The sequence below is a fragment of the Tateyamaria omphalii genome (assembly GCF_001969365.1).
GTDB lineage: Bacteria > Pseudomonadota > Alphaproteobacteria > Rhodobacterales > Rhodobacteraceae > Tateyamaria > Tateyamaria omphalii_A.
This window is the reverse complement of the sequence record NZ_CP019312.1, coordinates 2813943-2837463: the sequence shown is the minus strand read 5'-3', so window position 1 is coordinate 2837463 and position 23521 is coordinate 2813943. Positions and strand designations below refer to the sequence as shown.

General features: G+C 62.6%; 26 protein-coding genes. 15 read left to right on the top strand and 11 right to left on the bottom strand.

Annotated features, from left to right (window positions below; translation table 11 throughout):
- Window positions 1-94: 94 nt before the first annotated feature.
- From BWR18_RS14155 to BWR18_RS14115, 8 genes are all read left to right on the top strand, one after another.
- Window positions 95-1621 (top strand): benzoate-CoA ligase family protein, encoded by a 1527-nt coding sequence (locus tag BWR18_RS14155; RefSeq protein WP_076629122.1) that lies wholly within the window; start codon window positions 95-97, stop codon window positions 1619-1621.
- Entirely contained in the window at window positions 1621-2430 is an 810-nt protein-coding gene (locus BWR18_RS14150; RefSeq protein WP_076629121.1) for an alpha/beta fold hydrolase, read from the top strand. Before BWR18_RS14155 ends, BWR18_RS14150 begins: the two co-directional genes overlap by 1 nt.
- Before the next feature lie 99 nt (window positions 2431-2529).
- A complete protein-coding gene (boxC, locus tag BWR18_RS14145; RefSeq protein WP_076629120.1) occupies window positions 2530-4188 on the top strand; it encodes a 2,3-epoxybenzoyl-CoA dihydrolase in 1659 nt (552 codons plus the stop codon).
- A gap of 51 nt (window positions 4189-4239) precedes the next feature.
- Window positions 4240-5688 carry a benzoyl-CoA 2,3-epoxidase subunit BoxB gene (boxB, locus tag BWR18_RS14140; protein ID WP_216637300.1) on the top strand — a complete coding sequence of 483 codons (1449 nt, stop codon included), beginning with the start codon at window positions 4240-4242 and terminating at the stop codon, window positions 5686-5688.
- Between the two features lie 216 nt (window positions 5689-5904).
- Entirely contained in the window at window positions 5905-6366 is a 462-nt protein-coding gene (locus tag BWR18_RS14130) for a flavodoxin domain-containing protein (protein ID WP_076629118.1), read from the top strand.
- Window positions 6363-6785: an acyl-CoA thioesterase gene (locus BWR18_RS14125; protein WP_076629117.1), complete on the top strand. Its 423-nt coding sequence runs from the start codon at window positions 6363-6365 to the stop codon at window positions 6783-6785. Before BWR18_RS14130 ends, BWR18_RS14125 begins: the two co-directional genes overlap by 4 nt.
- 98 nt (window positions 6786-6883) lie before the next feature.
- Window positions 6884-7735 (top strand): helix-turn-helix transcriptional regulator, encoded by an 852-nt coding sequence (locus tag BWR18_RS14120; protein ID WP_254684865.1) that lies wholly within the window; start codon window positions 6884-6886, stop codon window positions 7733-7735.
- Complete coding sequence (locus BWR18_RS14115) at window positions 7732-8199, top strand: 3-hydroxyacyl-CoA dehydrogenase family protein (RefSeq protein WP_076629115.1); 468 nt, start codon at window positions 7732-7734, stop codon at window positions 8197-8199. The genes BWR18_RS14120 and BWR18_RS14115 overlap by 4 nt, the downstream gene beginning before the upstream one ends.
- 54 nt (window positions 8200-8253) lie before the next feature.
- Here BWR18_RS14115 and BWR18_RS14110 read toward each other — a convergent pair whose 3' ends face one another.
- The 3 genes from BWR18_RS14110 to BWR18_RS14100 form a co-directional block, all read right to left on the bottom strand.
- Window positions 8254-8739 (bottom strand): DUF2165 family protein, encoded by a 486-nt coding sequence (locus BWR18_RS14110; protein ID WP_076629114.1) that lies wholly within the window; start codon window positions 8737-8739, stop codon window positions 8254-8256.
- A gap of 77 nt (window positions 8740-8816) precedes the next feature.
- Window positions 8817-10484, bottom strand: coding sequence for an ABC transporter substrate-binding protein (locus BWR18_RS14105; protein ID WP_076629113.1), 1668 nt, complete (start codon window positions 10482-10484; stop codon window positions 8817-8819).
- Between the two features lie 198 nt (window positions 10485-10682).
- A complete protein-coding gene (locus BWR18_RS14100) occupies window positions 10683-11954 on the bottom strand; it encodes an amidohydrolase family protein (protein WP_076629112.1) in 1272 nt (423 codons plus the stop codon).
- Between the two features lie 152 nt (window positions 11955-12106).
- Here BWR18_RS14100 and BWR18_RS14095 point away from each other — a divergent pair, with 152 nt between their 5' ends.
- Complete coding sequence (locus BWR18_RS14095) at window positions 12107-12496, top strand: RidA family protein (protein WP_076629111.1); 390 nt, start codon at window positions 12107-12109, stop codon at window positions 12494-12496.
- Here the strand turns inward: BWR18_RS14095 and BWR18_RS21730 are convergent.
- From BWR18_RS21730 to hmgA, 6 genes are all read right to left on the bottom strand, one after another.
- On the bottom strand, window positions 12493-12702 hold the full coding sequence (locus BWR18_RS21730; protein WP_157598782.1) for a hypothetical protein: 210 nt from the start codon (window positions 12700-12702) through the stop codon (window positions 12493-12495). The genes BWR18_RS14095 and BWR18_RS21730 overlap by 4 nt on opposite strands.
- 74 nt (window positions 12703-12776) lie before the next feature.
- On the bottom strand, window positions 12777-14033 hold the full coding sequence (fahA, locus tag BWR18_RS14090; RefSeq protein WP_076629110.1) for a fumarylacetoacetase: 1257 nt from the start codon (window positions 14031-14033) through the stop codon (window positions 12777-12779).
- 21 nt (window positions 14034-14054) lie between these two features.
- A complete protein-coding gene (locus BWR18_RS21725) occupies window positions 14055-14231 on the bottom strand; it encodes a hypothetical protein (protein ID WP_172839391.1) in 177 nt (58 codons plus the stop codon).
- Window positions 14231-14419: a hypothetical protein gene (locus BWR18_RS21720; RefSeq protein ID WP_157598779.1), complete on the bottom strand. Its 189-nt coding sequence runs from the start codon at window positions 14417-14419 to the stop codon at window positions 14231-14233. Before BWR18_RS21720 ends, BWR18_RS21725 begins: the two co-directional genes overlap by 1 nt.
- The gene (locus BWR18_RS21715; protein ID WP_157598777.1) at window positions 14395-14571 is read right to left on the bottom strand and encodes a hypothetical protein; all 177 of its coding nucleotides are present in this window, start codon (window positions 14569-14571) and stop codon (window positions 14395-14397) included. The genes BWR18_RS21720 and BWR18_RS21715 overlap by 25 nt, the downstream gene beginning before the upstream one ends.
- Window positions 14568-15923 (bottom strand): homogentisate 1,2-dioxygenase, encoded by a 1356-nt coding sequence (gene hmgA, locus BWR18_RS14085; RefSeq protein WP_076629109.1) that lies wholly within the window; start codon window positions 15921-15923, stop codon window positions 14568-14570. The genes BWR18_RS21715 and hmgA overlap by 4 nt, the downstream gene beginning before the upstream one ends.
- Before the next feature lie 69 nt (window positions 15924-15992).
- Here hmgA and BWR18_RS14080 point away from each other — a divergent pair, with 69 nt between their 5' ends.
- Entirely contained in the window at window positions 15993-16430 is a 438-nt protein-coding gene (locus BWR18_RS14080) for a MarR family winged helix-turn-helix transcriptional regulator (RefSeq protein WP_076629108.1), read from the top strand.
- Here the strand turns inward: BWR18_RS14080 and BWR18_RS14075 are convergent.
- Both BWR18_RS14075 and BWR18_RS14070 read right to left on the bottom strand, forming a co-directional pair.
- The gene (locus tag BWR18_RS14075; RefSeq protein ID WP_076629107.1) at window positions 16420-16740 is read right to left on the bottom strand and encodes an antibiotic biosynthesis monooxygenase; all 321 of its coding nucleotides are present in this window, start codon (window positions 16738-16740) and stop codon (window positions 16420-16422) included. The genes BWR18_RS14080 and BWR18_RS14075 overlap by 11 nt on opposite strands.
- Window positions 16741-16793: 53 nt before the next feature.
- Window positions 16794-17603 carry a division plane positioning ATPase MipZ gene (locus tag BWR18_RS14070; RefSeq protein WP_076629106.1) on the bottom strand — a complete coding sequence of 270 codons (810 nt, stop codon included), beginning with the start codon at window positions 17601-17603 and terminating at the stop codon, window positions 16794-16796.
- 214 nt (window positions 17604-17817) lie between these two features.
- On the opposite strand from BWR18_RS14070, the gene edd reads away from it, so the two are divergent.
- The 5 genes from edd (at window position 17818) to BWR18_RS14045 (ending at window position 23521) form a co-directional block, all read left to right on the top strand.
- Complete coding sequence (edd, locus tag BWR18_RS14065) at window positions 17818-19632, top strand: phosphogluconate dehydratase (RefSeq protein WP_076629105.1); 1815 nt, start codon at window positions 17818-17820, stop codon at window positions 19630-19632.
- A gap of 3 nt (window positions 19633-19635) precedes the next feature.
- A complete protein-coding gene (gene eda, locus BWR18_RS14060; protein ID WP_076629104.1) occupies window positions 19636-20280 on the top strand; it encodes a bifunctional 4-hydroxy-2-oxoglutarate aldolase/2-dehydro-3-deoxy-phosphogluconate aldolase in 645 nt (214 codons plus the stop codon).
- 277 nt (window positions 20281-20557) lie between these two features.
- A complete protein-coding gene (gene bchE / locus BWR18_RS14055) occupies window positions 20558-22195 on the top strand; it encodes a magnesium-protoporphyrin IX monomethyl ester anaerobic oxidative cyclase (RefSeq protein WP_076629103.1) in 1638 nt (545 codons plus the stop codon).
- Window positions 22188-22796 (top strand): bacteriochlorophyll 4-vinyl reductase, encoded by a 609-nt coding sequence (gene bchJ, locus BWR18_RS14050; protein ID WP_076629102.1) that lies wholly within the window; start codon window positions 22188-22190, stop codon window positions 22794-22796. Before bchE ends, bchJ begins: the two co-directional genes overlap by 8 nt.
- A 167-nt stretch (window positions 22797-22963) precedes the next feature.
- The gene (locus BWR18_RS14045) at window positions 22964-23521 is read left to right on the top strand and encodes a hypothetical protein (RefSeq protein WP_172839390.1); all 558 of its coding nucleotides are present in this window, start codon (window positions 22964-22966) and stop codon (window positions 23519-23521) included.

The window sequence follows — 23521 nt, the reverse complement described above, 5'->3', positions numbered from 1 at the left end:
GCACTAAAGTGCCAATTTATGCGCCTGCCCTTTGTTTGGTGCGGCAGTGGCGCGCACTATACCGCAGCGGTCTTGAGTCTTTGGGAGGGGACACATGGCAAACGCGGCATCCTATTTCGTGGATCGGCATGTGGCCGAGGGGCGGGGCGATCGGGTCGCTTTTCGCGAGGTCGGGACGGGGCGCAGCCTGACCTATGGCGCGCTGGCCGAGGCATCGGGGCGCGCGGCGGCTGCGTTTTTGGCCGCCGATGTGCGGGCGGAAGAGCGTGTGGCGATGCTGGTCCTCGATCAGATCGAGTTTCCGGTGCTGTTTTGGGGTGCGCTGAAGGCTGGGGTGATCCCCGTGCCGCTGAACACGTTGCTGGCGACGCCTGTGTATGATGCGATCCTGCGGGACAGCCGGGCGACGATGTTGGTTGTGTCTGAGGCGTTGTGGGATGTTGTGGCGCCGGTTTTGGCGGGCAATCCGTATTTGCGACGGGTCGTTGTGATTGGTGAGCCGCGGGATGGCGCGGAGGGGTATGACGCGTTTATGGCCCGCGCGGAGGCGCCTGTTGCGCCGTTCGGGGCCAAGGACGATGAGACGGCGTTCTGGCTCTATTCCTCGGGCTCGACCGGGCAGCCGAAGGGGGTGCATCATGTGCATTCGGCGCTGAAGGCGACGGCGGATACCTATGGCGCGCAGGTGTTGCAGGTGCGCGAGGACGATGTGGTGTTTTCGGCGGCGAAGTTTTTCTTTGCCTATGGGTTGGGCAATGCGATGACGTTTCCGATGTCGGTGGGCGCGACTGTGGCGATCTTTGGCGGGCGGCCCACGCCGGATGCGATGGTGCAGGTGATTGCGGATGAAAAGCCGACTGTCTTTTGCGGGGTGCCGACGCTCTATGCCGCAATGGTCGCGCATATGGAGAGCCACGGCGTGCCGGATGCGCCCTTGCGCACGTGTATTTCTGCGGGTGAGGCGCTGCCCGAGGATGTGGGTGTGCGCTGGGAGAAGCTGACGGGCGTGCCGATCTTGGATGGCGTCGGATCGACCGAGATGCTGCATATCTTTCTGTCCAATGCGCCGGGGGACGTTGTGTACGGCACGTCCGGCGTGCCGGTGCCGGGATATGAGGTGCGGCTGGTCGACGAGCAGGGCGCCGAGGTTGGTGTCGGTGAGGTCGGCGAGTTGCTGGTCAACGGTGCCTCTGCCGCTGGCGGATATTGGAACCGGCGGGACAAGACGCGCGATACGTTCGAGGGCGTATGGACGCGGACGGGCGACAAGTATGAGCGGTGCGCGGATGGACGGTTCGTCTACTGCGGGCGGACCGATGACATGTTCAAGGTGTCGGGCATCTGGGTCAGCCCGTTCGAGGTAGAGCAGGCGATCACGTCCCATGCGTCCGTTCTGGAATGTGCCGTTGTCGCGGCGCGGGATGCGGATGGGTTGGAAAAGCCCAAGGCCTTTGTCGTGCCCCATGGCGCGCGACCCGAGGGGTTGGAAGAGATGCTGAAGGATCATGTGAAGGAGCGCGTGGGCAAGTGGAAATATCCGCGCTGGGTGGAGTGCGTCGACAGCCTGCCCAAGACGGCGACGGGCAAGATCCAACGCTTCAAGCTGCGGGAGGATGTGTGATGGCGACACCGATGATGCAGGTCGAACTGGCGGGCCATACGCTTGAATATGACTGGTGGGGGCCGCCACCGGGCAAGGCGCCAACGCTGGTGATGTTGCATGAGGGGCTGGGGTCCGTTGGTCTGTGGCGCGACTGGCCGGAGGCGTTGTCGAAGGCGACGGGGATGGGCGTGCTGGCCTATTCGCGTGCGGGGTATGGGCGGTCGTCGTCGGTGCCGCTGCCGCGACCGCTGGATTACATGACGCGCGAAGCGGTGGATGTTTTGGGGCCGCTTCTGGATGCGTTGAGCGTGCAGTCTGCCGTGCTGCTCGGTCATTCGGATGGGGCGACGATTGCGGCCATCTACGCCGGGTCGGTGTCGGACATGCGGGTGCGCGGACTGGTCCTGATCGCGCCGCATTTCTTTACCGAGCCTGAGGGGCTGGAGGCCATTCGCGCGGCGAAGACGGCCTATGAGGATGGGGATCTGAAAGAGCGGCTCACGCGCCATCACGATCACCCGGACGTGGCGTTTTATGGCTGGCACGATGCGTGGACCGATCCGGGCTTTGCCGATTGGAATGTGGGCGATGCGATTGATCACTGGCGCATTCCCGCGCTGGTCGTGCAGGGGGCCGAGGATGCCTATGGCACGCTGGCGCAGGTGCGTGAGGTGGAAGAGCGCGCCTATTCACCCGTCGAGGCGCTGATCGTCGATGGGGCCGGTCATGCGCCGCAGCAGGACGCGCCGGAGGTGGTGACGCCAGCGATAGCCGCGTTCTGCGGGACGTTGATGGCATTGGAGGATGCCCCCTCGGAAGCGCAGTAAAGTGCATTAATTCGCGGTATGCGGTGGCATATTGTGCATTTTGAAGCGTGTGCAGTGTAGCATAGTGCCACTTTCGACCTTGCAAGGCCCATGTGATTCATGACCCAGATCATCGACTTTCGCACCGATCCCAGCCGCTACAAGCATTGGCGGGTGGACTATGACGGGCCGGTGGCGACGCTGTGGATGGATGTGGACGAGGATGGCGGGCTGTTCGACGGCTATCAGCTGAAGCTGAATTCCTATGACCTTGGCGTCGATATCGAGTTGAACGATGTGGTCCAGCGGATGCGGTTCGAGCATCCGGAGGTGAAGGTGGTCGTCATGCGGTCGGCCAAGGATCGGGTGTTTTGTGCGGGCGCCAATATTCGGATGCTGGGCGGGGCCGCGCATTCGCACAAGGTCAACTTCTGCAAGTTCACGAATGAGACGCGGAATGCCTATGAGGCGGCGGAGGCGGAGAGCGGGCAGAAATATGTGGCCGCCGTGCAGGGTGCCTGTGCCGGTGGGGGCTATGAGCTGGCGCTGGCGTGCAATCACATCATGCTGACGGATGACTCGACGTCTTCGGTCGCGCTGCCGGAGGTGCCTTTGTTGGCTGTGCTGCCGGGCACAGGGGGCCTGACCCGCGTGACCGACAAGCGGATGGTGCGCCGGGATCGGGCGGATGTGTTCTGTTCCACCGAAGAGGGCGTGAAGGGCAAGCGCGCTGTGCAGTGGAAGCTGGTGGATGAGGCGGTGCCGAATGCCCGCTTTGACGAGGTTGTTGCAGAGCGGGCGGCGGAGTTTGCAGCCGCCTCGGGCAAGGCGGATGTGGCGGCGGGCATTGCGTTTGGGCCGATTGAGCGGACGATTTCGCAACATGGGTCAGTGTCTTACGGTCTGGTGGAGGTGACTGTGAACCGCGCTGCGCGCCGGGCGGAAATTTTGATCAAAGGGCCGGAGGGGGATGCGCCCGCCGACGTTGAGGCGTTGGTGGCGGAGGGCGACCGATCCTACATCCTGCGGCTGGCGCGCGAGTTGGAAGATGCGGTTTTGCATCTGCGCCTGAATGAGATGGAGGCGGGGGTTTGGGTGATCCGGTCGCAGGGTGATCCGCAGGCGGTGTTGGCGCATGAGGCGTTGGTTTTGGCGCATCCGGAGCACTGGCTGTGCAATGAGATCCGGCACTATTGGAAGCGGGTGTTGAAGCGGCTCGATGTGACATCACGCTCGCTGGTGGCGTTGGTGGAGCATGGGAGTTGCTTTGCCGGGGTCCTGGCCGAGCTGCTGTGGGCTGTGGATCGGTCGTATATGATGGAGGATGCGTTCGAGGGCGACAATCGGCCCCTCGCCGCCATCACCCTGAGCGACGGGAATTTTGGCGCCTATCCGATGGGCAATGATCTGACACGGTTGCAGACGCGGTTTTATGGGACCGATGCAGCAGAGGGGCTGCGCGCGCATATCGGTGAGGCGTTGGAGGCGGAAGAGGCCGATGAAGCCGGGCTGGTCACCGAGATTTTGGACGATATCGACTGGGAGGATGAAATCCGCATTTTCCTGGAGGAGCGTGCCAGCTTCTCCCCCGATGCGATGACCGGGATGGAGGCGAACCTGCGCTTTGCCGGGCCGGAGACGATGGAGACGCGCATTTTTGGCCGTCTCACCGCCTGGCAGAACTGGATTTTCAACCGGCCCAATGCGGTTGGCGAGGATGGTGCGTTGCAGCGGTATGGGACCGGTGTGCGCGGTGATTTCAACATGGAGCGGGTGTGACCCGCGCGTTTGGTGGGCAATGTGCCCACCGGCAACGGAGGAGATGAAGACATGACTGTGATGAACGTCAGCTATGACACCCAAATCCCCAATAATGTGGGGCTTAGCCAGGACCGCAAGGTGCTGAAGGCGCTGGAGAAATGGCACCCTGGGTACATCAACTGGTGGAACGACCTGATCCCGCAGAATTTTCAGGAATCGATGGTGTATTTGCGCACCGCTGTGAGCGTCGATCCCAAGGGCTGGGCGAAGTTCGACTATGTGAAGATGCCGGAATATCGGTGGGGCGTTCTGCTGGCCCCTGCCGTTGAAGACCGTCGCATTCCCATGGGCGAGCATTATGGCGAACCTGCGTGGCAGGAGGTGCCGGGTGAGTATCGCAACATGCTGAAGCGGTTGATCGTGATCCAGGGCGATACGGAGCCGGGGTCGGTCGAGCAGCAGCGGTTTCTGGGTCTGACGGCGCCGTCGCTTTATGACATGCGCAACCTGTTTCAGGTGAATGTCGAGGAGGGGCGGCACCTGTGGGCGATGGTGTATCTGCTGCAGAAATATTTCGGCAAGGACGGGCGGGAAGAGGCGGATGACATGCTGGTTCGGTCCTCGGGCAATGAGGATGCGCCACGGATGCTGGGGGCGTTCAACGAGGAGACGCCGGATTGGCTGTCGTTTTTCATGTTCACCTATTTCACCGACCGTGACGGGAAGATGCAGCTCGAGTCGTTGGCCCAGTCAGGCTTTGACCCGCTGAGCCGGACGTGTCGTTTCATGCTGACCGAAGAAGCGCACCACATGTTTGTGGGCGAGACGGGCGTGACGCGGACCATCCAGGCGACGCTGGCCGCGATGCAGGAGAACGGGATTGACGATCCCTATGACATTGCGAAGATCCGCGATCTTGGGGCCATTGATCTGCCCACGATCCAGAAGAAGTTGAACCTGCACTATACGCTGAGCCTTGACCTGTTTGGGCAGGAGGTCAGCACGAACGCCGCCAATGCGTTCAACGCAGGCATCAAGGGCCGGTATATGGAGCAGCGGATTGATGACGATCACAAGCTGACGAGCGACACCTATGCCGTGGCCAGCATCGTGGACGGCAAGATCGTGACGCAGGATGTGCCGGCGCTGACCGCGATCAACATGCGTTTGCGGGATGATTATGTGCGCGACGCCAGCGGTGGCCTGCGCCGTTGGAACAAGCAGATTTCGCGCACGGGCATTCAGTTCGAGTTGAAGCTGCCGCATGAAGGGTTCCATCGGAAGATCGGCGTGTTTGCCAACCAGCCGATCACGCCGGAGGGTGATTTCATCACTTCCGCCGATTGGGAGGCCCGCCAGCACGAATGGTTGCCGACCAAGGAAGATGGTGCTTTTATTCAGTCATTGATGAAGCCGTGCTATGAGCCCGGCAAATACGCCAGTTGGATCGCCCCGCCCAAGGTCGGGATCGACAACAAGCCAGGTGACTTTGAATACGTAAAACTTCACATGGCGTGAGGATGAACGCGATGCAGGTTCAAAGGACTGTTGTTGAAACGCCCCCGCCCCAGCGCGCCTTTTGCGCGCTGGAGTGCAAGGGATGCACCGGAATGTGCTTTGCGCTGTACATGATGCTCACCCGCGAAGAGCAGGATGCGATGAGCGCGCTGTATAACTCCGGCGACAACGCTGCGACCTGTCATTGAAACAGGGTCACTGACGGAAGGTACATCAATGAAAGTGGGTATTTACTACGGCTCGGAGACGGGCAATTCCGAAATGCTGTGCGAAGACATCGAGGCGGAGCTGGGCGACGGCTTTGACTGCGACATCCAGAGCCTGGCCGATGTGGACCCCGCCGCGATGCAGAAGGACACGTTCTATATCATCGTGACATCGACATATGGCAATGGCGATCTGCCCTCGACCGCGCTGCCGTTTGAAGAGGCTTTGGTTGAGGGCAAGCCGGACCTGAACGGCATTCGTTTTGCCATTTTCGGTCTGGGCGACATGGTCTTTGCCGAGACGTTCGCCCACGGGTCCATGAAGCTGGCCGACATGATGAAGGCCCAAGGGGCGACACAGGTGGGCGAGCGCGGCATTCACGACGCGTCGGGCTTTGACATGCCCGAGGACATCGCCCTGCCCTGGGTGCAGGGGATCATGGGACTGATGGACGCGGATCAGGCTGCTTGAGCACGCCCTTCACGCACGAAATTCGCGTCACGTGGGGCGATTGCGACCCGGCGAAGATTGCCTATACCGCACGCCTGCCGTGGTTTGCGCTGGATGCCATCAACGCCTGGTGGGAGGCGCATCTGGGCGGCGATAGCTGGTATCAGCTAGAACTGGACCACAATATCGGAACGCCCTTTGTCCATATGAGCATGGACTTTCGGGCCCCTGTCACCCCGCGCCACCGGTTGATCTGCGACGTGTGGCCGAGTCGCTTGGGCGAAACGTCCGTGACCTTCCGCGTGGATGGGCGGCAGGACACGGTTTTGCGCTTTGAAGGGACATTCACCTGCGTCTTTGTCATTGCCGACAGATTTGAAAGCCAACCTGCCCCGCCCGCGCTGCGGGATGTGCTGATCCCCCATATTCGCGGCGCGTGATCCGTTGAACTGGAGCGGTTGCGCCCTACAACTTTTTGTTACGAACAGATTAAGTGCGCATGACATCACCGAAACCCATACCTGATGGCGCAATCCCTATGATTGCACGCCTGGCCACACGGGTCCGCGCGGCCCGCGATGCGCTTGGCCTGCCGCGGCGTGCGCTGTCGGAACGTTCTGGCGTGTCGCCGCGTTACCTTGCCCAACTTGAGGCGGGGGAGGGCAATATCTCGATCATCCTTCTTGAGCGTGTCGCGACGGCCCTGAACCTGCGGATCGAGGATCTGCTGTCCGAGGCGCCGCCCATGGACGGGGATGTGGCCCGCGTCGCGCGTCTGTATCAGGCGGCACCCGCGCAGGTGCAGGGTCGTGTGCGTGCGCTTTTGGCGCCGCAGAATCCGCTGGCTTTGCGGGCGCAACGGATCTGTCTGGTGGGTCTTCGGGGTGCGGGCAAGTCCACGCTGGGCCGTATGGCCGCGGACAAGCTGAAGGTGCCCTTTGTCGAGTTGAACGAGGAGATCGAGGCCGAGGCGGGCATGCCGCTGTCGGAGGTCATGGCGCTTTATGGTCAGGATGGCTATCGCGCGCTGGAGGCGGAGGCCGTTGCGCGGGTGGTGAGTCGCCATGACAAGCTGATCCTGGCCGTCGCGGGTGGGATCGTGAGCGACGCCGCCGTCTATGACACGGTGCTGGAGCGGTTTCACACGATCTGGGTGCGCACGAGCCCCGGTGAGCATATGGCCCGTGTGCGGGCGCAGGGGGATTTGCGCCCGATGGAGGGCAACCCGGCGGCTATGGACCAGCTCAAGGCGTTGTTGCACAACCGCACGCCGTCCTATGAGCGCGCGTTGGCGCAGGTGGATACGGCGGCCAAGCCGGTATCGACCTCGTTGAATGAACTGCTGGCCATCATTGCCAAGTATCGGTTTCTTGAGGGGCTTGGCCCGTGACGGCCACCATCGTGCCGCTACAGGACGCATTTTGGCGGGCGTGTGAGACCTTACTCTATCGTCACACGACTCCGTGGGAACTGGATGAGGCGCTGGTGGACTGGGGATACGGCCTAGGACCATGCGAGGCGCAGGATCTGGTTGGATTGGACAAGGTGCTGGCGGTGCGTGAAGGTGCAGATGTGACGCCAGTTCTGCCCCGTATGGTGGCTGAGGGGCGGTTGGGCAAACGGTTCGGTTGGGGGTTTTACCGCTATCCCGGTGGCGGCGGTGCGGTCATTGATCCGTTGATCGAGGATCTGATCTGTGAAGAGGCGTGGTTTGCCAAGGCCGACCGGGTGGAGCTGCCGGGCGCAGAGCTTGTTGCCCGCTTACATGCCGATGTCGGTGCCTTGTTGCGTGCGGATCTGGAGGCTGCGGTGGCGCAGCTGCATTTCCCGGCGGAGCGGTTGGCGACGCTCTGAGCCGCCAGGCGGACGCTGTTTGGCTGCGCCAAAGACGCCCCGCCCGCCGACCCGTCACAGAGCCAGCAGGATCATGGTGCCGATTCCCCAGAGTGTCATCTGGTAGTGCGTGTTCTGCGCCCCTTCGTGGCAGAACCAGTAGCAGAAGTGATTGCCCACGATCAGGAAGCCCGCCCAGATTGCGGTGAAGAGCATGGCACCGGCCATGGCCACTGCGCGGCCGGTGTCGGGATTGCCGGTGCCAAGCAGGCCCAAGATCAGTCCGATCACACCGGCCCAAAGCACGAGTGTGGCTACAAGCTCGACCGCGACGATGATGCGAAAGGCGATCTGTTGCAGCCTGCGGTTCGTGATAGCGCGGTGGGCGACTTGGGCGAATGCTTCTGGATAGTCTTCCCGCATCCGCGTCATGTTCAGCACTTCGGCGGTGTAGGTTTCATTCACCGCTGGGTGGAGGATGTTGTCGCGTACGCCCAGCGTCAGCCAGCCTGCCAGGAGGACCGTTGTCAATGCCTGGGCGGCGATCAGCATCTGGTCCATTGGTCCCTCCTGGTTTCGGTGGTTTTCATAAAAAAGGGCCGCTCAATGGCGGCCCTTTTCGATCATGGGTGTTTGGATCAGGTCCAGGCGACCTGCGCCGGGCGGAATTCGTAGGTGATGTGGTGTTCACCACCCACGAGACCTTCCTTGGTGTGGTTGGTCAGCGACCGCCAGTAGGGCTGGATCGTGACGCCCGCGTCCTGGATCATCTTCTGGCCGATGGCCATCAGCTTGCGGCGTTCTTCGACATCTGCTGTGGCCAGCGCCTGTTTCAGGTTTTCGTCGAACTCGGCACTTTCCCAACCGAACTCGTTCCAGGCTTCGCCCGAACGGTAGGCCAGCGCCCAGATCTGGACGCCCAGCGGGCGGTGGTTCCAGTTGGTCGAGCTGAACGGATACTTCGCCCAGTCGTTCCAGAAGGTCGAGCCCGGCAGGACCGTCCGCTTGACGTTGATGCCTGCGTCGCGGAGCTGCGCGGCCACGGCGTCGGTGGTGTCCTTGCGATAGCCATCGTCGATCGAGATCAGCTCATGTTCGAAATCGCCCATGCCCGCCTCGTCCATCAGGGCCTTGGCGCCTGCGGGATCGTGGGGCTGCGCGGGCAGTTCGGCATATTCCGGGTGGAAGGGTGCGACATGGTGGTTTTCAGCCACTTCGCCCCGGCCACCGACGCCAAGCTCAAGCAGGATTTCGTTGTCGACCGCCATGGTGATGGCGCGGCGCACGCGTTCGTCTTCATAGGGGCGCTTGCCGTCAACCTCGGCCAGCTGGTTGGGCCGGATCACGATGGTGGCCGCCGTCACGATGTCGTTCTGCACCATGCCGTCGATGGAGGCGATCAGGTCGACAAAGTCGCCGTCCACCGAGTAGTTCATGTCGACTTCGTCCGCTTCCGACGCGGCCATCCAGGCGGCGGGATCGGTGCCGTAGTCGATATATTCGATGCGGTCCATGTAGGGGCCGCCATACACGTCCGTGCCCCACCAGGTGTGGTCGGTGTTTTTGACCAGCACGCCCTTGACGCCCACTTCGAGCGATTCCGGCAGGTAGGGTCCGGTGCCGATGGGATTGCTGAGTGCGGTGTCAGCCGTGTAGCTGCTGTGCACGATGGCCGCCGGATAGTCCGCCATGCCCGCGATCAGCGAGATGTCGGAGGCGGGCAGGTTCAGGCGCACGGTGTGGGTGTCGACCACTTCGATGGCCCCTTCGATGGCCTGGTTCGTGTCGGGGTCGATCAGCGTGTTGAAGCGACCAGCCATCGAGTTGCCCTCGAGGTCCTTGTCGCACCAGCCGGTGATGTTGCGGGCCACGTCCTCGGCGGTGAAGTCGTCGCCGTTGTTCCACTTGACGCCTTGGCGCAGGTTCAGGGTGTAGACGGTGGCATCGTCGTTGATTTCCCAGCTTTCCAGCAGCGAGGGCTGGAATGTGCCGTCGTTTTCATAGGTGACGAGGTATTCCAGCCAGCCGCGCGAGAAGTTGGCGATCTGCGACCAGTCATAGGTGCGGGGGTCCTTGAGTGCGCGGACCTCGGTCTGGTAGCGGAGCGTGCCACCTTCCTGGTGGCCTGCGGCCTTGGCGGCGGGGGCGCTCAGGCCCAGCATGCCGTAGGCGACAGCGGCGGTGGCGCCGAAGCTGCTGGCCGTGGCCAGGAATTCGCGGCGGTTGATCAGATCGTCGCCGACCTTGGCCGCCGAGGCCACGATGGCCTGTGGCAGCGGCTTGCCGGTGCGTGTTGTGAATGTCATGTTCTTCCTCTCTGTTGGCGTCGCAAACATGTGTTTACGCCATGTCGGCCGGGGTGAGTGCCCAACCGTTTCGGTGTTGCAGTTGACCTGCGTTTTTTTGTCGCCACCCCGTGGCGGGAGACGCCCGGAGTTCAAACGATCACGCGCATGGCGTCAACCCCGTGATCCGAAGTTGCAGGAATTTGAATACTCCACAAATCAACTGCTTTTTTGCGAATGCGCGCCATTCTCGGGTTTAAAAGCGCCCTTTGGCCCGTGGCCAAGGGTCTGCGTCGCAGGGCGCAGGGGCGTGCGTCCGGACACGAGGTCAGCAGTGTGTGTCACGTCACAGGTCAAAAGCACGGTCAGGTCCGCATCATCCACCATGCGCGGCATTTCCCCCAACGCCCTGGCAGCGTCGGTGGTGATACCGGGCAGCCAGTCGCCAAGCGGCGGATCCAGATGTGCGGTCACGCAGGCCAGTGCCAGTGCTGCGCGCGGGTCGTGCGCACCCAGCGGGCAGAACGCATCGGCCACGTTGTCGGACCCGAAAACAATCGGCACGCCGGCGGCATTGAGCTCGCGCAGCCGGGTGATCCCGCGCCGGTCCGGCGTGCCATCCGTCCGCCCCTGCAGGTACAGGTTGGTGGCAGGCAGGGTGCAGACCGTGATGCCCGCCCGCGCGAGTTTGTCCGCGATCCGGGTGACGTCACGTGGGCTGCGGTCCATCAGGCTGACGCAATGCCCGCAGAGGATCGGGCGGTCAAAGCCCGTTTCCAGGGCCATGTCGGCTATCATTTCCAGCCCGTTCAGATCGCCAAGCCCTTCGTCCACGTGAAAGTCGAGCATCAGGTCATGTTTCTGTGCGGCGGCAAAGATGGCTTCCAGCCCCGCTTGTGTCCGCGCGTCGTCGTAGACAAAGGCACCCGCAACACCGTCGGTCAGGCAGAGGACATCGCCGACGGTCCCGGCAAATTCGGGGTAGCTCCACAGTTCGATCCCAGAGAGGGCTGCAAGCTGCAGGCCCGGGTGATCCTCGGCCAGTTCGACCAGAACGGACCACGCGAGCGGTGGCGCCGGGTCATCGGCCCAGTCCACATGGCTGCGGATCAGGGTGCAGCCGTTGTTCTGCGCCTCGGTCAACCCTTGGGTGGCACGGTGGCGCAGGTCATCCTCGTCCCAATGGATCTTGTCGGCGTATTGGCGCGCGATGGCCTGGTGCAGATCGCCGCCGACCTGGCCCAGCCGGTTGATCGTGTGGCACTTGTCGAGGTGGCAATGCGGCTCGACAAGCCACGGCAGGACGATGCGGTCCGGCGCACCCGTCGGTGGGGCAAGGCCCGCCAGTTTGCCGTTGGTGATGATAGGCATGCCGTGCAGGCAATCGTCATGTGGCACGCCGCCGAAACTGTTCGGGGCAGAGACCAGCGATTGCGGGACAAGGACGTTCACGCGCGCCGACCGGTTTCTGAGTGCATCAGCCGAGCGCATGTTTGAGCCTTGGTGCCTCGGCGAAACGGTCGCGTGTCCATAGGTCTCTCCCGTCTTGGAAGCGGATGTCAGCGGCCCCTGAGACAAAATCCGTGCCAGCACTGTGAGAAGGAGGGTTTCAAATTTCATGTCTGCACGCAAGAGTGGAGGGCATGAAACCCCTCGCGCCGCCATCCATTGCCCCGCCTTTTGCCCGCTACTCTCATGGGGTCGAAGTGCCTGCCGGGTGGCGCATGGTACGCACGTCCGGGCAGTTGGGACTGTCGGGCGATGGCACTGTCCCCGCGGGGACACGGGCGCAGGCCGATATCTGTTTTGCCAACATCGCGGCCATTCTGGCCGAGGCGGGCATGGGGCCGCAGGACGTCTGCCATGTCAGCGCCTATGTCACCGACCGCAGCCATATGGCCCCGTATATGGCGGCGCGGGATGCGTTTCTGGCAGGGCGCGATGTGCTGCCAAGTTCGACGTTGATGATCGTGTCGGGATTTACCCGGCCCGAGTTTACCGTCGAGGTCGAGGTGTGGGCGGCAGCGCCTTAGCTGTGATCCCGGCGCATCAGTTTCCAAACCGTCCAGGCGAAGGTGCCGCCAAAGAAGATCGCGGCGAGGCCGATGGCCTCCCATCCGGCCGGCCGTTGCGGCATGCCGCGAAAGATCAGCGCGCCGGTCAGCATGGCAAGTCCTGCCAGCGAGAACCAGAACCGGAACATCAGGTCGCTCCGGGTGGGGCCGTATTTACTGGGCATATGTGTGGACCTTCCTTGCCGCGTGCGGACTGGGGCGCTGCCCCAGACCCCGCCGTATTTGGAAAGAGAAGAAGCTAGGGGCGGTATGGGGTTGCATGTGCGGACATAATGCGACCGGCGCAGGTTCCAAATCCGATGCGGTAGCCATCGCCTTGTGCATGTCCAGAGAGTGTGACGGTGTCCCTGTCCTCGAGGAAGGTGCGTGTGTCACCCGTGTCCAGTGTCAGAGGGTCCTTGCCGCCCCAACTGAGTTCCAGCAGGCTGCCGCGTTCGGGTTTCGTGGGGCCCGAGATCGTGCCGGAGCCCAGGAGGTCGCCCACGTTCATGGGGCAGCCGGATGTGCTGTGATGCGCCAATTGCTGGGCGGCGGAGTAGTACATTTCGCGGTAGTTTGTGCGGGTGAGGGTTGTTGGGGTCTGGCCCTCGGGCGCGAGCGCGGCGGTCAGGTCGATGTCGTAGAGCATCGGCCCGGTGTCCTTGAGGTGGTCGAGGAGCGGGACCTCGCGTTCAGGGGTGGATGTGCGGAAGGGGTCGAGCGCGGCCTTGGTCACGATCCACGGGCTGATGGATGTCGCCGTTGCCTTGGCCTGGAACGGGCCGAGCGGTTGGTATTCCCATGCCTGGATATCCCGCGCGGACCAGTCGTTCAGCAGGACGTAGCCGAAGATTGCCGCGTCAGCCTGATCAACCGTGAGCGGTCCGTCGGAGGCCATGCCGACGATGGCCCCCATTTCAAGCTCCATATCGAAGCGGCGCGAGGGGAGGAAGGCCGGGGTGTCGTGGTCGGGGGATTTGAGTTGCCCCCAGGGGCGGCGGATGTCGGTGCCCGAGACGACGACCGACGAGGCGCGCCCGTTGTACCCGATGGGCATGTGCAGCCAGTTGGGCGGCAGCGCATTTTCCGGGCCGCGGAACATGGTGCCCACATTGGTCGCGTGGTGGCGCCCTGCGTAGAAATCGGTAAATTCTGACACGACCAGCGGCATGTGCAGGGTGGCGTCGGCCACGGGCAAAAGCAGCGGTTCGATCAGGTGCTGATCCTTGGACCCTTTGGAGAGCAGCGCGGTCAGCCGGTTGCGCAGGGCGGTCCAGACGGCGGGCCCCTGCTCCATCAGGTCGTTCCAGAAGGGCAGTTCGAACAGGGGTTCATCCGTCAGGTCGATGATGCCTTGCGCCTCTGCCTGGCCCATGTCGAGGATCATGTCGCCGATGGCCACGCCGCAGCGCGGGTCGAGCTGGTCAGTAGAAAAGACGCCGTAGGGCAGGTTGTTCAGGGGAAAGTCGGTGTCGGCGCTGTTGGCGCTTGTGACCCAGGAGTGGATCAGGGGCATTTGCAAATCCTGCGTGAGAAATCAGTCGTCAAATGAATCGAGATTGGGCCGTGCGCGCCCATCGCGTGTGATCCGGTTGCGCGACAACCGGTCTCCGAACAGGGCCATCATCACGATGCTGCGCAGTTGCCACAAGGTGACCCCCGCCAATGCGATCAGCAGCCACCCCAGCCAGGATACGGAGCCGAGAAAATCCATCACGATCCGTCGCCGCCCACATTGTCGATCCCGTCGAGGCGACGCCCGGGCTGTGATTTTATATGGTCGAGCGGTGCCTTGTGATCTGCCTTGGTCCGCCAGGACCATATTGCTATGGCAAAGATGCCCCCTACGACCACAAGAACGATCAGGCCGGGATCAATCACGTCTTGTCTGTCCGGTGCCATTGCCCGCGTTCGGCCCCGCGCAGGTCATGTCCCGGCGCCTTGCCGTAGCGGTCGGGGCGGTTGTTCACGAATTTCTGCCACCAGGCCCAGAGGATGAAGCCCAGTACGAAGACGATGAACGCACCCATGAGGTATCCAAGATATTCCATCATTTCTTGCCCGGGCTCCCGTCAAATTTCTTTTCGATGTCGGTCCAGCAGTCGATGTAGTCGTCCTGTAGCGGCGCCTCTTGCGCCGCGAATTGCGTCAGGTGCTGCGGGAAACGGGTTTCGAACATGAACGACATGGTGTTGTCGAGTTTCTGTGGTTTGAGGTCGGCACTCGAGGCCCCCTCGAACGCGTTTTTGTCCGGCCCGTGCGGCAGCATCATATTGTGCAGGCTCATGCCGCCCGGCACGAACCCTTTCGGTTTCGCGTCGTATTGGCCGTAAATATTGCCCATCAACTCCGACATGATGTTCTTGTGATACCACGGCGGGCGGAACGTGTCTTCGGCCACCATCCAGCGTTCGCGGAACAGAACGAAGTCGATATTGGCGACGCCGGGCTGGCCCGAGGGGGCCGTAAGCACTGTAAATATGGACGGATCGGGGTGATCGAAGAGGATTGCACCCACCGGGCAATAGGTCTTCAGGTCGTATTTCAGCGGCGCATAGTTGCCGTGCCAGGCGACCACATCCAGCGGGGAATGGCCGATTGCGGTCTCATGGAACTGGCCGCACCACTTGATGGTGAGGGTTGAGGGCACCTCGCGATCTTCGAATGCGGCGACGGGCGCCTTGAAGTCGCGGGGGTTTGCCATGCAGTTGGCGCCGATTGGGCCGCGGCCCGGCAGTTCGAACTTGGCGCCGTAGTTTTCGCAGACAAAGCCGCGGCAGGGCCCGTCCAGCACTTCGACGCGGTAGACGAGGCCGCGGGGCAGGATCGCGATCTCTTGCGGGGCGACGTCGATGATGCCCAGTTCGGTGCAAAAGCGCAGCCGCCCCTCCTGCGGGACGACCAGCAGTTCGCTGTCTGCGGAGTAGAAATAGGCGTCCTGCATTGAGGCGGTGACCAAGTAGATGTGGCTGGCCATGCCCACCTGAGTGTTCACATCGCCAGCCGTGGTCATGGTGCGCATGCCGGTGAGCCACGTCAGGTCCTGATCGGTGTGCGGCACCGGATCCCAACGGTATTGGCCCAGGCTGGTGACGTCCTGCGGGATATGCGGGGCGGAGTGCCAGTAGGGCAGGTCGATGCGCTGGTATCGGCCTGAATGCTTGACCGAGGGCCGGATGCGGTAGCACCACGTGCGTTCGTGCCGCACGTCTGTGAACGCCGTGCCGCTCAGTTGCTCGCCATAAAGGCCGTAGTTGCACCTTTGCGGCGAGTTCATGCCCTCGGGCAGGGCACCCGGCAGGGCCTCGGTTTCAAAATCATTGCCGAAGCCCGGCATGTACCCTTCTGTGATGCCCGCGCCCGAGGGCGCCTGGATCATGGAATGGGGGTCGGATTGGCGGTTCATGGCGAACTCCCTTGCGGAATTGGTCGCATATGTAATAGTTAGATTTGTAACTAACAAGCGACGTGCCGGATGACAGCCCCCAAAGACTTCGACGTGCGGCAGTTCCTGCCTTACCTGCTGAACCAGGCGGCAGAGGCGTCGAGCCTGGAATTCCAGAAGGTCTACAAGGACAAGTACGGGATGCTGCGCAACGAGTGGCGCGTGCTGTTTCATCTGGGCATCTACGGGCAGATGACGGCCAGTGACATCGGCGCCCGTGCGCAGATGCACAAGACCAAGATCAGTCGTGCCGTGCAGCGACTGGCCGAACGCCGCTACATCACCCGGACACGGGCCGAGGTGGACCGCCGCGTGGAATACCTGACGCTGACATCGGCGGGGCAGCGCGTCTATCAGGACCTCAAGGCGATTGCGGCGGACTATGACGCCGCCCTGACAGATGGCATGTCAGGGCAAGAGGTTGCGATGCTGCGCGGGCTTCTGGAGCGGCTCGCCGTCAGGCTGTGACCGACCGGACCAATGCGAAACTGTCCGCCTCGACCCGTTCGGGGCGTTGCTGCGCGATTGCATCGGCAAGCTCGGGTTGGCGGGGGTGGTGCAGGAAGCCGTCAAACGCCGTCTTGTCCCGCCATTGGGCGTAGTTGATGACGTGTAGGCCACTGCCCGATACGTGGAAATTTGACGACACAAACCCGTCGCAGCCGCTGATCCAATCATCCAGATGATCAAAGATCGCCTGCATCAGCGGTTCGGCCTGTCCTTCGACAACGCGAAAGCGGATGATCTGGATAAACGGATCGGAGGAGAGTTCTGGCATTGTAGGTTCCGGCAATGAATTTCTTTCAATACCGGGACCTTAACGCATTCTGTCTAAAAGTCGACCTCGACCCCCGGCAGGTTCAGCGCCTTGATCAGATCGCGCAATTCCTGCCGTGCGGCCACGTTCGAGATGTTGAGTTGCTTGACCCCGATATCCTTGAGATCCAGCAGGGTCAGGCCACGCGGGAACAGTTCGCGAAAGATCACCCGTTCGGAAAAGCCGGGCGCGATGCGGAAGCCGATGCGCTGGGCGAGCATCTTGATCGCGCGCTCCATCTTTTCCTTGTTGACCATCCGTTGCGCGCCCATGCGGTTGCGCAGCACGATCCAGTCGATGGGTTTCAGGCCCGCCTGCGCCCTGAGTTGCCGCGCGTTCCAGACCATTTCGGAATAGACGGACGGCCCAAGAATATTGTCGCCCGAGGAATCGATCCGCGCCAGCAGGTCGAAATCCACGAAACTGTCATTGAGCGGCGTGATCAGCGTGTCGGCCAGCGAATGCGCCACCTGGCTGAGCCGCGTATGCGAACCGGGGCAGTCGATCAGGATGAAATCGTTGTCTGGCTCAAGCGTTGCGACCGCCGCTGACAGCCGGTGATCATAGACGTTTTCGCCGGGTTTCAGAGCGGCGGCGTCAATTTCGGGCAAATCGTGCACATCGGGCGATGGCAGGTCGAGTTCGGTGGAGGCCAGGAACGACGCCCGGTTCTCAACATAACGCCCGAATGTGCGTTGCCGCAGGTCCAGATCCAGCGCGCTGACCTTTTTCCCAGCCCGCGCAAGGGCCGTGGCCACGTGCATGGATACGGTCGATTTGCCGGCGCCGCCCTTTTCGTTGCCGACTACGATGATATGCGCCATGACTGCCCCCTAACCGCACATCCGCTTTGCGAATTTTGCGCCACTATATGTAGTGTTGCACCCCTTTGAAAGCGGACGTTTCAACTTTCCTGCGGCGACGTGGCGCGGATGTCGCGTTGCCATTCCGTTAGCGCTATCATACACGAAAGCCGAACTGTCCCCGCGGGGACACCCTATATGTCTTTTGATTGAAGCGAGGCACAAGGAGAGCCCAATGCCCTTGCACCCGACTTTGCAGCGCGTGACTGAACGGGTCATCGACCGCAGCGCCCCGACCCGTCGCCGTTATCTTGACCGCATGGCCGCCGCCAAATCCCAGGGCCCCGCCCGCGCGCACCTGTCGTGCAGCGGGCAGGCCCACGCCTTTGCTGCCGCTGGCCCGGATCAGTCGCGGCTCGCTGAGGCGAGCGTGGGCAATCTGGGGATCGTGACGGCCTATAATGACATGCTGTCGGCCCACCAGCCGTTCGAGACCTATCCGACGCTGATCCGCGACGCTGTGCGCGCGGCGGGTGGCACGGCACAGGTCGCGGGCGGCGTGCCTGCCATGTGCGATGGCGTCACGCAGGGCGAGGCGGGCATGGAACTGAGCCTGTTTTCCCGCGATGTGATTGCGATGGCGACCGGTGTGGCGCTGTCTCACAATGTCTTCGATGCCGCCGTGTTTCTGGGCGTTTGCGACAAGATCGTGCCCGGCCTGATCATCGCGGCGCAGAGCTTTGGCCACATGCCTGCGGTGTTCCTGCCCGCAGGGCCGATGACCAGTGGCCTGTCCAATGATGAAAAGGCCAAGGTCCGCCAACGCTTCGCCGCCGGAGAAGCCACACGCGAGGAGTTGCTCGCCTCGGAAATGGCCGCGTATCACGGGCCGGGCACTTGCACATTCTACGGCACGGCCAACACCAACCAGATGCTGATGGAGTTCATGGGCCTGCACCTGCCCGGCTCATCCTTCGTCAATCCAAACACGCCACTGCGCGATGCGCTGACGGTTGAGGGGGCCAAGCGTGCGCTATCGCTGTCGGCGCTCGGGAACAACTACACGCCTGTGTGCAACATCTTGGATGAAAAGGCGTTCGTGAACGGGATCGTGGGGCTGAACGCCACCGGCGGGTCCACCAACCTGCTGATCCACTTGATCGCCATGGCGCGTGCGGGCGGAATCGTGCTGGATTGGGAGGATTTCTGCGACCTGTCCGAGGTGACCCCGCTGATTGCCCGCGTTTATCCCAACGGCCTGGCCGATGTGAACCATTTCCACGCGGCGGGTGGTCTGGGCTTTATGATCGGTGAGCTGCTGAAGGCCGGTCTGTTGCATGACGACACACAGACAGTCGCGGGTGAGGGGCTGGAAAACTACACGCACGAACCCAAGCTGATCGACGGTGAACTGACCTGGCAACCCGGCGCGGGCACAAGCCTGAACGACAAGATCGTGCGCCCGGCCTCTGACCCGTTTCAGGAAACGGGTGGTCTGAGCCGCCTGGTCGGCAATCTGGGCACGGGGGTGATGAAGGTCTCCGCCGTTGCGCCCGAGCACCGGGTGGTGGAGGCGCCGTGCCGCGTTTTCCACGATCAGGACCAAGTGAAGGCCGCGTTCAAGGCGGGTGAATTTGCCGACGGCGATTTTGTCATTGTGGTCCGCTTTCAGGGCCCCAAGGCCAACGGCATGCCGGAATTGCACAGCTTGACCCCTCTGCTGGGGATCATGCAGGGGCGCGGGCAGAAGGTGGCGCTGGTCACCGATGGCCGCATGTCCGGCGCGTCGGGCAAGGTGCCGTCGGCCATCCATGTCTGTCCAGAGGCGCTGGATGGCGGTGTCATCGCGCAGGTCCAGGATGGGGATGTGATCCGCGTCGATGCTGTCGCAGGCCAGCTTGAGGTTTTGGCCGACGGCGTGCTTGACCGCCCGCGCGCGACCGCTGATCTTTCGGACAATCATTGGGGGGTGGGACGCGACATGTTCCATGCCTTCCGCAATACTGTTGGGTCCGCCAATACTGGCGCGACCGTTTTTGGAGACTTTTGAAGAATGCTGACCGCCAAAGCCGCTGCCGTGCGCGCCCGTGAAATCTGTGACCTGGCGCCGATCGTGCCTGTTCTGGTGGTGGACGATGTGGCCCATGCCGCGCCTCTGGCCGAGGCTTTGGTGGCGGGTGGGTTGCCTGCATTGGAGGTGACCTTGCGGACGCCTGCCGCGCTGGATGTGATCGCGGCGATGGCGCAGGTGTCTGGCGGGGTTGTGGGCGCCGGGACGCTGGTGACGCCGGATGATGTGAAGGCGGCCAAGGAGGCGGGGGCGCAGTTTGGTGTTTCGCCGGGGGCGACGGAGGCTTTGATTGCGGCCTGTGAGGCCGAGGACTTGCCGCTGCTGCCGGGGGCTGCCACGGCGTCCGAGGCGATGGGGCTTTATGAGCGGGGCTATGACATGCTCAAGTTTTTCCCGGCCGAGGCGTCGGGTGGGGCGCCCGCCCTCAAGGCCATCGGGGCACCTCTGCCGCAGATCTCTTTCTGCCCCACGGGTGGGGTCAGCATGGGGAATGCGGACAGCTATTTGAGCCTTCCGAATGTGGTCTGTGCGGGGGGATCCTGGGTGGCGCCCAAGGATTTGGTTCGGGCCGGGGATTGGGCCGGGATTGAAGCGCTGGCCAAAGAGGCGGCGGCGCTGGCGCGGTAAGTGTCCCAGGCTGGGACGCATCTTCGACCCTGCAAAATCAATGGGTTACAGCGGCCGGTTCGCGATTTGTTAACCTTTTGGGCCTTGTTGAGCGCCCAGCTGGTCGGTCCTCGCGTCTTGGGGAGCCGGGCGCGCAAACGGGGATGAGAGCCATGCCCCATGCGCCCACCGGTCAGACCGATCCGTGCGCGCCGTCCCCCGACACGCACCATTTTGATCCAGGTCAATGAAGCAAACGCCCAAAATGTAAACTCTGATTTACATTGGAGGGCCGCACATGCGCATTCTGTTTGTACATCCGAACTACCGATCCGGCGGGGCCGAGATTGCGGGAACCTGGCCACCGGCCTGGGTCGCCTACCTGACGGGGCACCTGCGGCAGGCGGGCTTTGACGACATCCACTTCATCGACGCGATGACGGATGAATTGACGGATGCCGATCTGGCGCAGCGGATGGAGGCCATCAAGCCCGACGTGGTTGGCGTCACGGCAATCACGCCGTCGATCTACCGCGCCGAAGATGTTCTGAAAATCGCGCAGGACGTGGTGCCGGATGCGGTGCGTGCCATGGGCGGGGTCCACGCCACATTCATGTACAAGCAGGTCCTGTCCGAAGCGCCGTGGATCGACGTGATCGTGCGGGGCGAGGGCGAGGAGATCTGTACCGAACTGATGCTGGCCATCGAAGACGGCCGCTTTCCCGCGGACCGTCACAAGATCCGCGGCCTGGCCTTTGCCGATGGGGACAAGATTGTCGCCACGCAAGCCGCCAGCACGGTCAAGGACCTGAGCAAGATCAAGCCCGACTGGTCCGTTCTGGACTGGGCGAAATACATCTACATCCCGCTGAACACGCGCGTTGCCATCCCGAACCTCGCGCGCGGCTGCCCGTTCACCTGTTCGTTCTGCAGCCAGTGGAAGTTCTGGCGCGACTACCGCGTGCGCGATCCCAAGGATGTGGTGGATGAGATCGAAGACCTTGTGGACAATCATGGCGTTGGGTTCTTTATCCTCGCCGACGAGGAGCCGACGATCAACAAGAAGAAATTCGTGGCCTTCTGTCAGGAATTGATCGACCGGGGCCTGCCCAGGCGCGTGAAATGGGGCATCAATACCCGCGTGACGGACATCTACCGCGACAAGGATCTGCTGAAGTTTTACCGCAAGGCGGGCCTTGTCCATGTGTCGCTGGGGACCGAAGCGGCAGCCCAGATGAAGCTGGACGTATTCAACAAGGAAACCAAGGTCGACGAGAACAAGACGGCCATCCGGCTTTTGCGCGAAGCGGATATTCTGGTGGAGGCGCAATTCATCGTCGGCCTTGATAACGAGACACCCGAGACGCTGGAGGAAACCTACAAGATGGCGTGGGACTGGCAGCCCGATCTGGCGAACTGGTCGATGTACACGCCGTGGCCGTTCACGCCGCTGTTTCAGGAATTGAAGGACCAGGTCGAGATTTACGACTTTTCCAAATACAACTTCGTCACCCCCATCATGAAACCCGCCGCGATGGAGCGGGGCGAATTGCTGGACGGGGTGATGAACAATTATCGCCGGTTCTATAGCCGCAAGGCGCTGTTTCATTATCCTTGGCGCGGCACGGGGTTCCGGCGGCGGTATCTGCTGGGCTGCCTTTACGCGTTCCTGAAGGCCGGGTTCCAGAGGACGTTCTATGATCTGGGCAAGGCGGGCTATTGGGGGCCGCAGACCAAGAAGACCGTCGATTTCCATTTTGACGAGACGCGGCAGGTGGCCGAGGCGCAGCTGGAGGATTGGGAGGCGAGCGCCGACCGCGCGGCGCGTGCCAAGGAGCGGCGCGAGGCGGTGAAGGCGCAGACCATTGCGCGCAAGCGGGAGGCCGATCAGGTCAAAGCCTGTGGCGGCGGCGATCAGCAGATGGAGGATGTCTGAGGATGCGCAGCGCCCCGGGGGCCTGATCGGGCCGAACGCGGTTCTGCAATTGCTGCCGCTGCTGGACCGGATCGGTGGGCCGGAGCGGCGGGACCGGATGCTGGCGGCGGCGGGTATTTTCGATGTACCGGACGGCAGTTGCATGATCCCCGAAGGCGATGCCGCGCGCCTGCACCGGCAATTGCGCAAGGAAGAACCCGATCTGGCCCCGTGCCTGGCGACCGTCGCGGGGTATGAGACCGCGAACTATATCCTGACCCATCGCATTCCGCGGCCCGCGCAATGGGTGCTGCACACTTTGCCGCCCGCCCCGGCGGCGCGGCTGCTGTCGCGCGCCATTGAAAAGCACGCCTGGACCTTTGTCGGCTCGGGCCGCCTGCAGGTGCCCGATGCGTGGACGTTCGAGATTGAAGACAATCCGTTGATCCGGGGGGAGCACAGCGAGGGGTGTCTGTGCCACTGGCATGCCGCTGTTTTTGCGCGTCTTTACCAGGCGCTGGTGTCGCCCGGTTGTGTCTGTGAGGAGCGGGCTTGCGGGGCCCAAAACGGGGGTGGCCCGTGCCGGTTCGAGCTGCGCTGCGCGGTGCCGCATGTTGGGTGATGTTGGTGTGTGTGCGGACGCGGTCGGGGTTTGAGCCCCAGCCTGCGTGATGCAGCGCAGTGAACCGCCGGTCGCTGTCTTGCGTTGCCTCAATGCGTTCGCGCGCGCGCTGGTGTACGGACGTCCACATGTGAACGGGGTTTCAGACAGGAGTGTTTTGTATGCGCATGACCCAGCCGCGCCCCGGACTTCTTGGATCGTGGGACCGTTTTGTCGGCCCAGGCATGAGCAGAGGTGAGACCCTGGTGTTGCTCGGCGCGACCCTTGCCGGTGGGGCGCTGGTCGCCGTGCACCTTTATACACTTGGACTGCCTTGGCTGCTGATCGCGCTGGGGGCGCTTGTCGCGGCGGATGTCATTGGCGGAGCCGTCTGCAACATGACGGAAACGACCAAGCGGTGGTATCACCGCCCCGAACAGCGCCGTCGCGACCATTTGGGTTTTATCGCCCTGCATGTCTGTCACGTTGTCATCGTGGCATGGGCGTTTCGGGGGCCGGGGTTTGACAGCATTTACGCGTTGAGCATCGGCGGCTGGCTGGTTTTGTCCGCCATCCTCGTTCTTTGCGCGCCGACCGTCCTGCGCAGTCCGCTTGCCACGACATTCTTTGCCGTTGCTCTGGGCCTGTCGCTCTATGCGCTGGGACCGACGCCGGGCTTTGAATGGTTCGTGCCGCTGCTGTTCATCAAGCTGCTGATCGGACATGCCGTCCCGGTGAAGGACTAG